12 protein-coding genes, 2 tRNA genes and 1 pseudogene are annotated in these 12,851 nt (G+C 68.2%); 10 read left to right on the forward strand and 5 right to left on the reverse strand.

The features are described 5' to 3' along the window. Positions 1-88: 88 nt before the first annotated feature. On the reverse strand, positions 89-922 hold the full coding sequence (locus tag BR07_RS0111945; RefSeq protein WP_027505650.1) for a universal stress protein: 834 nt from the start codon (positions 920-922) through the stop codon (positions 89-91). Between the two features lie 229 nt (positions 923-1,151). Here BR07_RS0111945 and BR07_RS24310 point away from each other — a divergent pair, with 229 nt between their 5' ends. Continuing rightward, positions 1,152-1,568, forward strand: a complete 417-nt coding sequence (locus BR07_RS24310) for an STAS domain-containing protein (protein WP_051613329.1) — start codon at positions 1,152-1,154, stop codon at positions 1,566-1,568. Positions 1,569-1,623: 55 nt separating this feature from the next. On the opposite strand, the gene BR07_RS0111955 is transcribed toward BR07_RS24310, so the two are convergent. Then, positions 1,624-1,697, reverse strand: a tRNA-Gly gene (locus BR07_RS0111955). Positions 1,698-1,889: 192 nt separating this feature from the next. On the opposite strand from BR07_RS0111955, the gene BR07_RS0111960 reads away from it, so the two are divergent. The 6 genes from BR07_RS0111960 (at position 1,890) to BR07_RS0111985 (ending at position 6,980) form a co-directional block, all read left to right on the forward strand. Next, positions 1,890-1,963, forward strand: a tRNA-Pro gene (locus tag BR07_RS0111960). Between the two features lie 115 nt (positions 1,964-2,078). After that, the gene (tig, locus tag BR07_RS0111965; protein ID WP_027505651.1) at positions 2,079-3,497 is read left to right on the forward strand and encodes a trigger factor; all 1,419 of its coding nucleotides are present in this window, start codon (positions 2,079-2,081) and stop codon (positions 3,495-3,497) included. Between the two features lie 241 nt (positions 3,498-3,738). Continuing rightward, positions 3,739-4,335 (forward strand): ATP-dependent Clp protease proteolytic subunit, encoded by a 597-nt coding sequence (locus BR07_RS0111970; protein WP_051613384.1) that lies wholly within the window; start codon positions 3,739-3,741, stop codon positions 4,333-4,335. Between the two features lie 79 nt (positions 4,336-4,414). Continuing rightward, positions 4,415-5,080: an ATP-dependent Clp protease proteolytic subunit gene (locus BR07_RS0111975; protein ID WP_027505653.1), complete on the forward strand. Its 666-nt coding sequence runs from the start codon at positions 4,415-4,417 to the stop codon at positions 5,078-5,080. 225 nt (positions 5,081-5,305) lie between these two features. Continuing rightward, positions 5,306-6,586 carry an ATP-dependent Clp protease ATP-binding subunit ClpX gene (clpX, locus tag BR07_RS0111980; RefSeq protein WP_027505654.1) on the forward strand — a complete coding sequence of 427 codons (1,281 nt, stop codon included), beginning with the start codon at positions 5,306-5,308 and terminating at the stop codon, positions 6,584-6,586. A gap of 124 nt (positions 6,587-6,710) precedes the next feature. Beyond that, the gene (locus BR07_RS0111985) at positions 6,711-6,980 is read left to right on the forward strand and encodes a SelT/SelW/SelH family protein (RefSeq protein WP_027505655.1); all 270 of its coding nucleotides are present in this window, start codon (positions 6,711-6,713) and stop codon (positions 6,978-6,980) included. On the opposite strand, the gene BR07_RS0111990 is transcribed toward BR07_RS0111985, so the two are convergent. After that, complete coding sequence (locus tag BR07_RS0111990) at positions 6,977-8,185, reverse strand: acetyl-CoA C-acetyltransferase (protein ID WP_027505656.1); 1,209 nt, start codon at positions 8,183-8,185, stop codon at positions 6,977-6,979. The two genes, BR07_RS0111985 and BR07_RS0111990, sit on opposite strands and share 4 nt — an antisense overlap. Before the next feature lie 45 nt (positions 8,186-8,230). After that, positions 8,231-9,052, reverse strand: coding sequence for an IclR family transcriptional regulator domain-containing protein (locus BR07_RS0111995; protein WP_027505657.1), 822 nt, complete (start codon positions 9,050-9,052; stop codon positions 8,231-8,233). A 107-nt stretch (positions 9,053-9,159) separates the two neighbouring features. On the opposite strand from BR07_RS0111995, the gene BR07_RS0112000 reads away from it, so the two are divergent. From BR07_RS0112000 to BR07_RS24315, 3 genes and pseudogenes are all read left to right on the forward strand, one after another. Beyond that, positions 9,160-9,906 (forward strand): CoA transferase subunit A, encoded by a 747-nt coding sequence (locus BR07_RS0112000; protein WP_037185784.1) that lies wholly within the window; start codon positions 9,160-9,162, stop codon positions 9,904-9,906. Beyond that, the gene (locus BR07_RS0112005) at positions 9,903-10,547 is read left to right on the forward strand and encodes a CoA transferase subunit B (protein WP_027505659.1); all 645 of its coding nucleotides are present in this window, start codon (positions 9,903-9,905) and stop codon (positions 10,545-10,547) included. The genes BR07_RS0112000 and BR07_RS0112005 overlap by 4 nt, the downstream gene beginning before the upstream one ends. A gap of 18 nt (positions 10,548-10,565) precedes the next feature. After that, a pseudogene (locus tag BR07_RS24315) lies at positions 10,566-11,953 on the forward strand (amino acid permease). Here BR07_RS24315 and fdhD read toward each other — a convergent pair. Then, positions 11,922-12,770 (reverse strand): formate dehydrogenase accessory sulfurtransferase FdhD, encoded by an 849-nt coding sequence (gene fdhD / locus BR07_RS0112015; RefSeq protein ID WP_027505660.1) that lies wholly within the window; start codon positions 12,768-12,770, stop codon positions 11,922-11,924. The pseudogene BR07_RS24315 and the gene fdhD overlap by 32 nt on opposite strands. Between the last annotated feature and the right edge of the window lie 81 nt (positions 12,771-12,851).

The raw sequence follows: 12,851 nt of genomic DNA on the forward strand, positions 1-12,851 counted from the left end.
GCCCGGTCCTCTCGTCGGCGGACCGAGTCCGCGTGCCTGCAGCATCTGAAACAGTAGGCCGATCACCCCTCGCGAGGGCGAGGAAGGATCAGACGGGCGACGGCACGACGGTGACAGGGACGTCCACCGAGTGCATCACGGCTCGGCTGGTCGATCCCAGCAGGAGCGAGGTGAATCCACCCCGCCCGCGGCGACCCACGACGACGAGGTCCGCCTCGGCCGATCTGGCCACGAGTTCCCGCACCGGCCGGTCCTGGACCACCACGCGCTCCACCTCGACGTCGGGGTAGTCCTGCGACCACCCGGCCATCGTCTCCGCGAGGACGGCCTCCTCGTCCTCGGCAGACCGACCGCGGCCGCCGGGAACGTCGATGTCGCTCCACGCGTGCACGGCGATCAGCGATGCCCCGCGTGACGAGGCGATCTCGAACGCCCAGCGGACGGCGGGCACGCTGTTGTCCGTGCCGTCGACGCCGACGACGACGGCGTGTCCCGTGCCCTCGTTCGGCGGCGTGTCCAGAGGCACCACGGTGACGGCGCACGAGGCGTGTGTCGACACCGCCGTGCTCACCGACGCGGAGAGTCCTCCGGTGAACTCGCCGAGCCCCCGCGTCCCCACGACGATCATCGCGGCGTCCGTCGATCGTTCGACCAGTACTCCGGCGGGGGTGCCGTGGTGGGTCTCGGTGGAGACCGACACGTCGGCCGCCACGGCCCGCGCCGCGTCCACTCCGTCGGCGAGAATGCGGTCGAGTGCACTCGCTGCAGTGCCGTCGACGTCCGCGAAGGCCGGCGCGGACACCGCCGTGACCAGCACGAGGGGCAGGCCGCGAGCGGTGCAGAGCCGCGTGGCCCATCGCACGGCCGCGAGCGCTGCGGACGATCCGTCGACTCCGACGACGACGGGGTGGGACACGGGCATGCAGGCCTCCAGCGGTTCGAACGGACGGTGCCGAGATGACCACAGTGTTCCCGACGCGAGGCGATGTCATGCCCGGAACAGGCAGTTGAGTGTGCAACGGCGTTATCTCGATGTGCTGTGAACGTTACCGGATCGTGATGCTCTGCACGCAGCCTCGTCACTCTGGCGGGCGAATCTAAGGCAGACGCCGAGGAACGAGATCGACGCACACGAACCGGGAGACACAGAAATGACCGCACACGGACTCGACACCCACTTCTCTTTCGACGCTGCCGATCTCACCGTCCTCGAATACGAACGCGGCGACGTCGCCGTGGTGTCGGTCGGCGGCGAGATCGACATGAGCACCACGCCCGAACTCCGCGAGGTCCTGGCACGCGTGGCCGCTCGCGGCCACGAGGACGTGGTTCTCGACCTGTCGGACGTCACCTTCCTGGGCAGCGCCGGCGCCGTCCTTCTCCTCGGCGCGGCGTCCTCGCTGTCGGTCCGTCCGATGGTGCTGGTGGCCACCGACCCCGCAGTGCGGCGCCCGCTCGAGCTCCTCGGCGTCTGCTCGCCGATCACCGTGTGCGGAAGCATCTTCGAGGCAGTGTCGCTGGTCACCTCGGCGCGCGACGGCGCCGGAGTCCTGTCCGACGCCGGCTGACCCCCGAACACACGAGAGCCCCCCGATTCGGTGAATCGGGGGGCTCTCGCGTTCGTGGAGCGGGCGACGGGAATCGAACCCGCGTAATCAGTTTGGAAGACTGAGGCTCTACCATTGAGCTACGCCCGCATGCCTGCGGCGGTGCTGGGATCGCCAGCTCCTGCCGCCTGCGTTGAGGAACTGTACCGAACGTCGCGCGCGATCGAGAAATCGGCCCGCCGTCGGCGCCTCCGCGGTACCGCCGTAGGATCGTCGGCGCACGTCGCTGTGGCCTTGCCGGTGCGAATCGCCACGATCGAGGGTGACGGCGTGCACGAGGAACGGGATGTGGCGCAGCTTGGTAGCGCATCCGCTTTGGGAGCGGAGGGTCGCAGGTTCGAATCCTGTCATCCCGACAGACGTCGGTCGCCGCGATCGAATGGTCCAGATCCACCTTCCCACCGGAACCACCCCGCACCACCACAGTCCGACAACGAATCACTGCAGTCGAGCAGATGAAGGAGCACGTTCGTGAAGAGCACTGTCGAGCAGCTGAGCCCGACGCGAGTCCGTATCAACGTCGAGGTGCCCTTCGAGGAGCTGAAGCCTGATTTCGACCGCGCCTACAAGACGCTCGCGCAGCAGATCCGCCTGCCCGGGTTCCGGCCCGGCAAGGCGCCCGCGAAGCTTCTCGAGGCACGCGTCGGCCGCGCGAACGTCCTGAACCAGGTGGTCAACGACGCGTTGCCCGCCAAGTACAACGACGCGCTCAGCTCGACCGAGCTGAAGCCCCTCGGCCAGCCGGACATCGAGATCACCAAGCTCGAGGACGGCGAGGAGATCGTCTTCACCGCCGAGGTCGACGTGCGTCCCGAGATCACGCTGCCCGACTTCTCGAGCGTCACCGTCACCGTCGACCCGGTCGAGATCACCGACGAGGCCGTCGACGAGCAGCTGCTCTCGCTGCGTCAGCGTTTCGGCACCCTCACCGGTGTCGAGCGCGCTGCGCAGACCGGCGACTTCGTCTCCATCGACCTGTCGGCCACGGTCGACGGCGAGGACGTCGCGGAGGCCTCGACCGAGGGCCTGTCCCACGAGGTCGGCTCCGGCCAGCTCATCGAGGGTCTCGACGACGCGATCGTCGGCCTGTCCGTGGGTGACTCCAAGGAGTTCCCGACGACGCTGCTCGCCGGTGAGCACGCCGGCCGGGAAGCGCAGGTCACCGTCACGGTGAAGTCGGTGAAGGAGCGCGAGCTGCCCGAGCCCGACGACGAGTTCGCCCAGCTGGCGAGCCAGTTCGACACGTTCGACGAACTGATGGCCGATCTGCGCGAGCGCGTGGCCCGCGTCAAGAAGGTCGAGCAGGCCGGACAGATCCGCGACAAGGTGCTCGAGGCTCTGCTCGAGTCCGTCGAGGTCCCGGTTCCCGAGGCCTTCGTCAAGGCCGAGGTCGATTCCGCGCTGCACGACGCGATCCATCCGCTCGACCACGACGAGGACAAGCTCGCGCAGCAGCTCGAGGCCGCAGGCTCCTCGCGCGAGGAGTTCGACACGAACGCGCGTGAGAGTGCCGAGAAGTCCGTGCGCACCCAGCTGTTGCTCGACACCATCGCCGACGCCGAGTCGGTCCAGGTCGGACAGGAAGAGCTGACCCAGAACATCGTCTTCCAGGCGCAGCGGTACGGCATCGCACCGGAGGAGTTCATCCAGCAGGTGCAGCAGGCCAACCAGCTGCCCGCACTGTTCGCCGACATCCGACGCAGCAAGGCACTCGCCGCGATCGTCGATCGCGTCTCCGTGACCGACACCGCCGGTGCGAGCGTCGACACCAAGGAGCTCTTCGGAGATCCCGAGGACGAGGCCACCGACGAGACCGAGTCGACGGAGATCGAGTCGTCCACGGACGAGTCGGCTGCGGACGATTCGTCTGCGGGCGAACAGCAGAAGTAACGCTCACAGCGAACGACGGCGGTTCCGGGACTCCGGGGCCGCCGTCCTTCGTTAGTGTCGGTGACAGAGAACGTGAGCGTTCCGTCCACAGGGAATGTTCGCGCTCACGGCGAGAAACTCGTTCAGGCGAGACCACATCGAGCACGAGAAGGCAGGTACCGTGACCACCACGAACCCGGCGACCAACACCGACCAGGCAGGGCCGTCCCGTCAGGCAGGGTCGATCGTGACCGCTCCGGCCATGACGTCCGCGACCGCCGGACTCAACCTCAGCGACTCCGTCTACGAGCGTCTGCTCCGTGAGCGCATCATCTTCCTCGGCACACAGGTCGACGACGACATCGCGAACAAGCTGTGCGCCCAGATCCTGCTGCTCTCGGCAGAGGACCCCACTCGCGACATCGCGCTCTACATCAACTCGCCCGGCGGTTCCGTCTCGGCCGGCATGGCGATCTACGACACGATGAACTTCGCCGAGTGCGACGTCGCGACCTACGCGATGGGCCTGGCGGCGTCGATGGGCCAGTTCCTGCTCACCGCCGGGACCAAGGGCAAGCGCTACGCCCTGCCGCACGCCCGCATCATGATGCACCAGCCGTCCGCCGGAATCGGTGGCAGCGCGGCGGACATCGCCATCATGGCCGAGCAGTTCGCCCTCACCAAGCGCGAGATGGCCGAACTGATCGCACAGCACACCGGCCAGTCGTTCGAGCAGGTCACCGAGGACTCCGACCGCGACCGGTGGTTCACGGCGCAGCAGGCCCTCGAGTACGGCATGGTCGATCACGTCATCACACGCGCCGAGCAGGCCGGCGGCACCAGCGGAGCCGACAACTGATCGGACCGGACAGCGCAGTGCGCGACGCGCTCGCTCCTGTCGGTCGTCCGATCTCTTCACCCACACCCTTGGAGTACTGATGTCCCAGCTCTTCGATCCCCGTTCTCTCCCCGGCTCCAGCTCGCCCGCCGGGCCCGATTCCCGCTACATCCTCCCGTCCTTCGTCGAACACTCCAGCTACGGCGTCAAGGAGTCGAACCCGTACAACAAGCTCTTCGAGGAGCGCATCATCTTCCTCGGCGTGCAGGTCGACGACGCCTCGGCGAACGACATCATGGCGCAGCTGCTCGTGCTCGAGGGTCTCGATCCCGACCGCGACATCACGATGTACATCAACTCGCCCGGTGGCTCGTTCACGTCGCTGATGGCGATCTACGACACGATGCAGTACGTGCGCGCCGATGTCGCGACCGTCTGCCTCGGTCAGGCCGCGTCGGCCGCCGCCGTGCTGCTCGCAGCGGGTGCCCCCGGCAAGCGTGCGGCACTACCGAACGCTCGCGTCCTCATCCACCAGCCGTCCACCGGCGGTGTGCAGGGCCAGGTGTCGGACCTCGAGATCCAGGCTCGGGAGATCGAGCGCATGCGTCGTCTGATGGAGACCACCCTCGGTCGCCACACCGGCAAGGACGCCGACGTCATCCGCAAGGACACCGATCGCGACAAGATCCTCACGGCCGAGGAGGCCAAGGACTACGGGATCATCGACACCGTCTTCGAGTACCGCAAGCTCTCCGCACGCAAGTGACGCCGGCCGGCCGGAGGCCGCTCCCGACACGCCCGGACGACGGGTCGTGGATGGGTGGCTCCGGCCGGTTCCGAGCCCCCGGACTGCATCGATTCACCCACGTCCGAGGGGGTGCGACGCCGCTCCGACATGCCTGCTCGGGTTGCGTCAGAAGTCGACCTCCGACCGCGAAGGCGGGTACGGTCGCACGCAGAGATTCTCTTTCACTAGTGAGGACTAACGCTCATGGCACGCATCGGTGACGGTGGTGATCTGCTCAAGTGCTCTTTCTGCGGTAAGAGCCAGAAGCAGGTCAAGAAGCTCATTGCCGGACCAGGTGTCTACATCTGTGACGAGTGCATCGATCTGTGCAACGAGATCATCGAGGAAGAACTGGCCGAGTCGAGCGAGGTCAAGCTCGACGAGTTGCCCAAGCCCGCGGAGATCCGCGACTTCCTGGAGAACTACGTCATCGGTCAGGACACGGCGAAGCGTCGTCTCGCCGTCGCGGTCTACAACCATTACAAGCGCATCCAGGCCGGCGACAAGGCCCGTGACGCCCGTGGTGAGACCGTGGAACTGGCCAAGTCCAACATCCTGATGCTCGGCCCCACCGGCTGCGGCAAGACGTACCTCGCGCAGACGCTGGCGAAGATGCTGAACGTCCCGTTCGCCATCGCCGACGCCACCGCGTTGACCGAGGCCGGGTACGTCGGTGAGGACGTCGAGAACATCCTCCTCAAGCTGATCCAGGCCGCGGACTACGACGTCAAGCGCGCCGAGACCGGCATCATCTACATCGACGAGGTCGACAAGATCGCTCGCAAGAGCGAGAACCCGTCTATCACGCGCGACGTCTCCGGCGAGGGTGTGCAGCAGGCCCTGCTCAAGATCCTCGAGGGCACGCAGGCCAGTGTCCCGCCGCAGGGTGGACGCAAGCACCCGCACCAGGAGTTCATCCAGATCGACACGACCAACGTGCTCTTCATCGTCGCCGGTGCGTTCGCCGGGCTCGAGAAGATCGTGTCGGACCGCATCGGCAAGCGCGGCCTCGGCTTCGGCGCCGAGGTCCACTCCAAGGCCGAGATCGACACGCAGGACCACTTCGCCGAGGTCATGCCCGAGGATCTGATCAAGTTCGGTCTGATTCCCGAGTTCATCGGTCGCCTGCCGGTCGTCGCGTCGGTCACGCACCTCGACAAGGAGTCCCTCGTGACCATCCTGTCGGAGCCGAAGAACGCTCTGGTGAAGCAGTACACGCGCCTGTTCGACATGGACGGTGTCGAATTGGAGTTCACCCCGGACGCGCTGGACGCGATGGCCGAGCAGGCCATCCATCGCGGCACGGGCGCTCGTGGACTGCGCGCGATCATGGAGGAAGTGCTCAACCCGGTCATGTTCGACATCCCCAGTCGTGACGACGTGGCGAAGGTGGTCGTGACGGCGGAGACCGTGAACGACAACGTGCTCCCCACCATCGTGCCGCGCAAGCCGGACCGGCCGGAACGGCGCGAGAAGAGCGCCTGACCCCCTCAGTTCGATCGAGAGCCCCGACGACCGCTGGTCGCCGGGGTTCTCGTGCGTCGGGGCTCTGGAGCGTCGGGGCTCTGGAACGTCGGGGCTCTGGAACGTCGGGGGTAGGGTCGCCGCCATGCGCGTCGCGATCACGTACTGCACCCAGTGTCAGTGGCTCCTGCGAGCCGGATGGATGGCGCAGGAACTGCTGCAGACTTTCGGATCCGACCTCACCGAGGTGGCGCTGATTCCCGGCACCGGCGGAGTCTTCCGCGTCGTGGTGGGGGAGTCCGTGGTGTGGGATCGCAAGGAGCGCGGCGGTTTTCCCGAGATCACCGTCCTGAAGCAACTCGTTCGAGACGAGGTCGACCCGGAGCGCGACCTCGGGCACGCGGACCGTCCCTAGACGCGCTCGAACACCGCCGCGAGTCCCTGGCCGCCGCCGATGCACATCGTCTCGAGGCCGTACCGCACGTCTCGTCGCACCATCTCGTGAGCGAGGGTGGTCAGGATGCGTGCGCCGGTCGCGCCGACCGGGTGGCCGAGGGAGATGCCCGAGCCGTGCGGGTTGAGCCGAGGGTCGGCGGGGTCCATCGACCACTCGGTCAGCACCGACAACACCTGGGCGGCGAACGCCTCGTTCAGTTCGACGACGTCCATGTCGTCTAGGGTGAGGCCGAGCCGGCCGAGAACGGCGGCCGTCGCCGGGACCGGGCCGATGCCCATCGTCGCCGGCGCGACACCGGCCACCGCCCATCCGGCGAGTCGGACCAGGGGTGTCAGCCCCAGCGCTGCGGCCCTGTCCGCCGTGGTGACGAGGCAGAGCGCGGCGCCGTCGTTCTGGCCGCTGGCGTTGCCGGCGGTGACCGTCGATTCCGGATCGATCGTTCCGCGGATCGGGCGGAGCCGGGACAGCGACTCGAGGGTGGTGTCGGCTCGGGGGTGCTCGTCGTCGATGACGACGACGGGATCGCCCCTGCGCCGAGGCACTGTGACGGGCACGATCTCCTCGGCGAAGACGCCGCTCCGTTGCGCCGCGACGGCGCGCTGGTGGGACTGCACCGCGAAGGCGTCCTGGTCGGCGCGGGGCACACCGTACTGCTCGCGGAGGTTCTCGGCCGTCTCGATCATCCCACCGGGCACGGGAAAGTGTGTGCCGCCGGCCGTGATCCGGGCCCGTGCGAGCCTGTCCTGGAGGGGCACGGAGTCGGCGCCGACGCCCCACCGCACACCGTCGGTGTAGAACTCGGTGGAGCTCATCGACTCCACGCCTCCCGCGAGCACGACGTCGCTCACGCCCGTGGAGACCTGCATGCAGGCGTCGAGAACGGCCTGCAGCCCGGACCCGCAGCGGCGGTCGACCTGGCGGCCGGGAACGCCGATGCCGAGCCCCGCATCGAGTGCGGCGACGCGTCCGATCGCCGGTGCCTCGCCGTTCGGTGAGCCCTGCCCGAGGATCACGTCGTCGATGTCGGCGCCGGACAGCCCGGTGCGCGAGAGGATCTCGATGATCACGGCAGACGCGAGGTCCGCTGCGGGAACGGTCTTCAGGGCCCCGCCGAAGCGGCCCACGGGGGTGCGCAGCGGAGCGCAGATGACGGCGTCGAGCATGGCGTGGTCTCGTCTCGTGTGTCGGTGTTCGGGTGGGGGGAGAGGTCAGGAGGTGCGGGCTGCGTCCGACCGCGACGCGACGCGGGCGAGATCGGCGTCGATGGCGGCCGCGGTGCTCAGCAGCGCCGGCACGACGGTGGTGCTCAACTCGTCGAGCGAGTAGCGCGCCGCGGGCGTGCTGATGTTGACCGCGGCGGTAACGGCTCCGCCGTGCCCGTGCAGCGGCGCGGCGACCGAGCGGAGTCCGATCTCGAGTTCCTGATCGACGATGCAGAAGCCCTGTTTCCGAACGAGATCGAGTTCGGCGCGCAGGCTCGACTCCGTCGTCACCGTTCGTCCCGTGAGGTCGCGGAGGTCGGTGCGCGCGAGAAGGTCCGCGAGAGCGTTCTCGTCGACACCGGCCCACAGGACTCTGCCCATCGAGGTGGCGTAGGCGGGGAAACGGGTGCCGATGGTGATGGACACGGTCATGATGCGGCTCACCGGGACCCGGGCGACGTAGACGACGTCGAGGTCGTCCAGGACGGACACCGACGAGGACTCGTGCACGCGCGCGGTCAATGCCTCGAGATGCGGTCCGGCGATCTCGGGGAGCGAGAGCGACGAGAGGTACGAGTAGCCGAGATCGAGGACCCTCGGAGTCGGCGCGAAGGTGGTGCCGTCGGTGCGGACGTACCCGAGTTCGACCAGGGTGAGCAGGAAGCGACGGGCCGTGGCGCGGGTGAGATCGGTGGCTCGGGCGACCTCGGACAGCGTGCGACGGGGATGGTCCGCGTCGAAGGCCCGGATCACCGCGAGTCCGCGGGCGAGGGACTGCACGTGATCCGCGGCGGCAGCGCGGGTCTGCGGCGGTGCGGGCTCGGTCATGGGGTCCACTCCTCGTCGGCTCGGATGCGCGTGTCTCATTGAAGCACAGTGTTCGCATCGCGGACTTCGGTTCACTTGTCGAACAGTGCGTTAGGGTCACGGTCATGATGAACAAGGTGGTGGCCTCGGCCGCCGAGGCGGTGGCCGACATCCCGAGCGGATCGTCGATCGCGGTGGGCGGATTCGGTCTGGTCGGTGTGCCGGAACTCTTGATCGCTGCGCTGCTCGATCAGGGTGCGACCGATCTCGAGACCATCAGCAACAACTGCGGGACCGACGGCTTCGGGTTGGGGATCCTGTTGGAGCAGGGCCGGATCCGCAGGACCGTCAGCTCGTACGTCGGGTCGAACAAGGAGTTCGCCCGCCAGTACCTCGGCGGTGAACTCGAAGTGGAGCTGACACCGCAGGGCACGCTCGCCGAGCGGCTGCGAGCGGGCGGCGCCGGAGTCCCGGCCTTCTTCACCCCCGCGGGGGTGGGGACCCAGGTCGCCGAGGGCGGGCTGCCACAGCGGTACGACGGCGCCGGCGGGGTCGCTCTCGCCTCGGCCCCGAAGGAGACGCGCGAGTTCGACGGTGTCACCCATGTCCTCGAGCGCGGGATCGCCGCCGACTTCGCACTGGTGCACGCCTGGAAGGGTGATCGGTACGGCAATCTCGTCTACCGGGCCAGCGCCCGCAACTTCAATCCACCGGCAGCGGAGTCGGGGCGCATCACCATCGCCCAGGTGGAGCATCTGGTCGAGCCGGGGGAGCTGACGCCCGAGGACGTGCACACGCCCGGAATCCACGTTCAGCGCGTCGTCGTCGTCGGGCCCGTGACGGTCGGGATCGAGCGCAGGACGGTGCGGTCATGACCCCGACTCCCCGCACACGGGACGAGATGGCGGCACGGGTGGCCGCCGAACTCGAGGACGGGCAGTACGTGAACCTGGGCATCGGTATGCCCACGTTGATCCCGGCCCACATTCCCCCCGACAGGACCGTGATCCTGCACTCGGAGAACGGAGTTCTGGGCGTGGGCCCGTACCCCACCGAGGACGAACTCGATCCCGAGCTGATCAATGCCGGCAAGGAGACCGTCACCGTGCTCCCGGGGGCCTCGTTCTTCGACTCGGCACAGTCCTTCGGCATGATCCGCGGCGGCGCCGTGGACGTCGCCGTCCTCGGCGCGATGCAGGTGGACAGCCGCGGTGATCTCGCCAACTGGATGATCCCCGGCCACATGGTCAAGGGGATGGGCGGCGCGATGGACCTGGTCCACGGAGCGCGACGCGTCATCGTGATGATGGAACACGTCTCCCGCAGCGGGGAGCCCAAGATCGTCGAGAGGTGCACGCTCCCGCTCACCGGTCGCGGCTGCGTGCACCGCATCATCACCGATCTGGCGGTCATCGACGTCACGGCGGACGGGCTCGAACTGATCGAGACCGCACCCGGCGTGGGGGTCGACGACGTCCTCGCGGCGACGGGCGCCGAGGTCCGCGTCCGGACGTAGCGTTACCGTTTCCTTCTCATGGTCGACTCACTCACCGACGGACTGAAGGTCCGCCATCTGACGATGATGGGCCTCGGCTCCGCGATCGGCGCCGGGCTGTTCCTGGGCACCGGCGCCGGCATCGCCGCCGCGGACCCGCCGTCCTCCTGTCCTACGCCATCGCCGGCTTCCTCGTGATCCTCGTCATGCGCATGCTCGGCGAGATGGCCGCCGCCTCGCCGTCGTCGGGATCGTTCTCGACCTACGCCGAGATGGCGTTCGGCCGCACCGCCGGCTTCGTCACCGGCTGGCTGTACTGGTTCACCCTCGTCATGGTCATGGGCGCCGAGATGACCGGCGCCGCAGCCTTCATGGGTGCATGGTTCGGTGTGGATCCGTGGATCCCCGCCCTCGTGGCCATGGTCGTCTTCGCCGCGATCAACCTCGCGAAGGTGTCGAACTTCGGCGAGTTCGAGTTCTGGTTCGCCGCCATCAAGGTCACCGTCATCATCGGGTTCCTCGTCGTCGGGACGTTGCTGGTGTTCGGCCTGCTCCCCGGTTCGGACCCTGTCGGCGCCGCCAACTTCACCGGTCTCGGTGGGTTCGCGCCCAATGGCGTCTCGGGCATCGCCGCGGGCTTGCTGGTCGTGGCGTTCGCCTTCGGCGGCATCGAGATCGTGACCATCGCGGCGGCCGAGTCGAAGGACCCGGCCCTGTCGGTGGGGCGCGCGGTGCGCAGCGTCGTGTGGCGCATCAGCGTCTTCTACCTCGGGTCGATCCTGGTGATCACGTTGCTGCTGCCGTGGAACCGCCTCGACGAGGCGCAGTCGGCCGCGGAGAGCCCGTTCACGCTGGTGCTGCAGCAGGCGAACCTCTCCGGGGTGGTCGGCTTCATGGAGGCCGTCATCGTGCTGTCACTGCTCAGTGCCTTCAACGCGCAGATCTACGCGACCAGCCGGATGATGTACTCGCTGGCGTTGCGGGAAGGCCGGAGGCCGGCCGGTGGTGGGCGGGAAGGCCGGAGGGGGCCGTTGGCGCGGGTGGATGCGTCGGGGGTCCCGCGTGCCGCGCTGCTCGTCTCGGTGTTCTTCGGCTTCGTGGCCGTGCTGCTGAACTATCTCGACCTCGACGGTCTGCTGACGTTCCTGCTGAACGCTGTGGGCGCGTCCCTGTTGGCGATCTGGGCGGTGACGGTGGCGTCGCAGCTACGACTACGACGCCGTCTGGAGGCGGCAGGTCCACTGCCCGTCCGCATGTGGGCGTTCCCATACCTCAGCTGGGTGGCGCTCGCGCTCCTCGTGGGCCTGACCGTGCTCATGCTGACGGACGCGTCGTCCCGTCGTCAGGTACTCGCCACCCTCGCGGTGGTCGTGCTGTTGACCGTCGTCGGTCTGATCACCGGGCGTCGTCGGGCGGCGGCTCGCTGATCACACGGTGGGCGTGGGTGTAGACGTTCATACCGTCTCCGCGGAGGAAGCCGACGACAGTCAGGCCGGACTCGTCGGCGAGGTCGACGGCGAGCGACGACGGCGCGGACACCGCGGCGAGGATCGGGATCCCGGCCATGACGGCCTTCTGCGCGAGCTCGAAGGACGCGCGTCCGCTGACCATGAGCACCGTTCCCGTGAGGGGAACCCGTCCCTCGAGCACCGCCCACCCGATCACCTTGTCCACGGCGTTGTGTCGGCCGACGTCCTCCCGCACCGCGAGAAGCGTGCCGTCCGTGTCGAAGAGCGCGGCCGCGTGCAGCCCGCCCGTGGACGCGAAGATGCGCTGGTGCTCGCGGAGGGTGTCCGGGAGCGTGGTCAGGACGGTCGTCGTGACTGTCGCGCCGTCGGCTCCGGGGGAGTGGCGGGTCTTGAGCCGCACCGCATCGAGTGACGCCTTGCCGCAGACGCCGCAGGACGACGTCGTGTAGAAGTTCCGTTCGACCCCGGGGTCGGGTGGTGGGACGTGCGCTGCCAGAGCGAGATCGAGCACGTTGTAGGTGTTGAGCCCCTCGTCGTCGACACCGTCGCAGTACCGTGCGGCCAGAATGTCGTCGCGGCCGCCGATGACGCCCTCGGTGGCGAGGAACCCGTGCGCGAGTTCGACGTCGTGTCCGGGCGTACGCATGGTGACGGCCAACGCCTTGCCGCCGACGCGTAACTCCAACGGTTCCTCGGCGACCACGGTGTCGGGCCGTGACGAGCGGTGCGGTCCGCGGATGCGGACGACCGGTCGGCGGACGGTGGCGCGGCCCATCAGTGGTGGCTCTCGTGCGACGTGCTCATCACTCCATAGTGGACCCGCGTCGGCCCGGCGCGCGGACGGACCCGTGTCCGA

The organism is Rhodococcus sp. UNC23MFCrub1.1, assembly GCF_000686025.1.
In the GTDB taxonomy this organism is placed as follows: domain Bacteria; phylum Actinomycetota; class Actinomycetes; order Mycobacteriales; family Mycobacteriaceae; genus Rhodococcoides.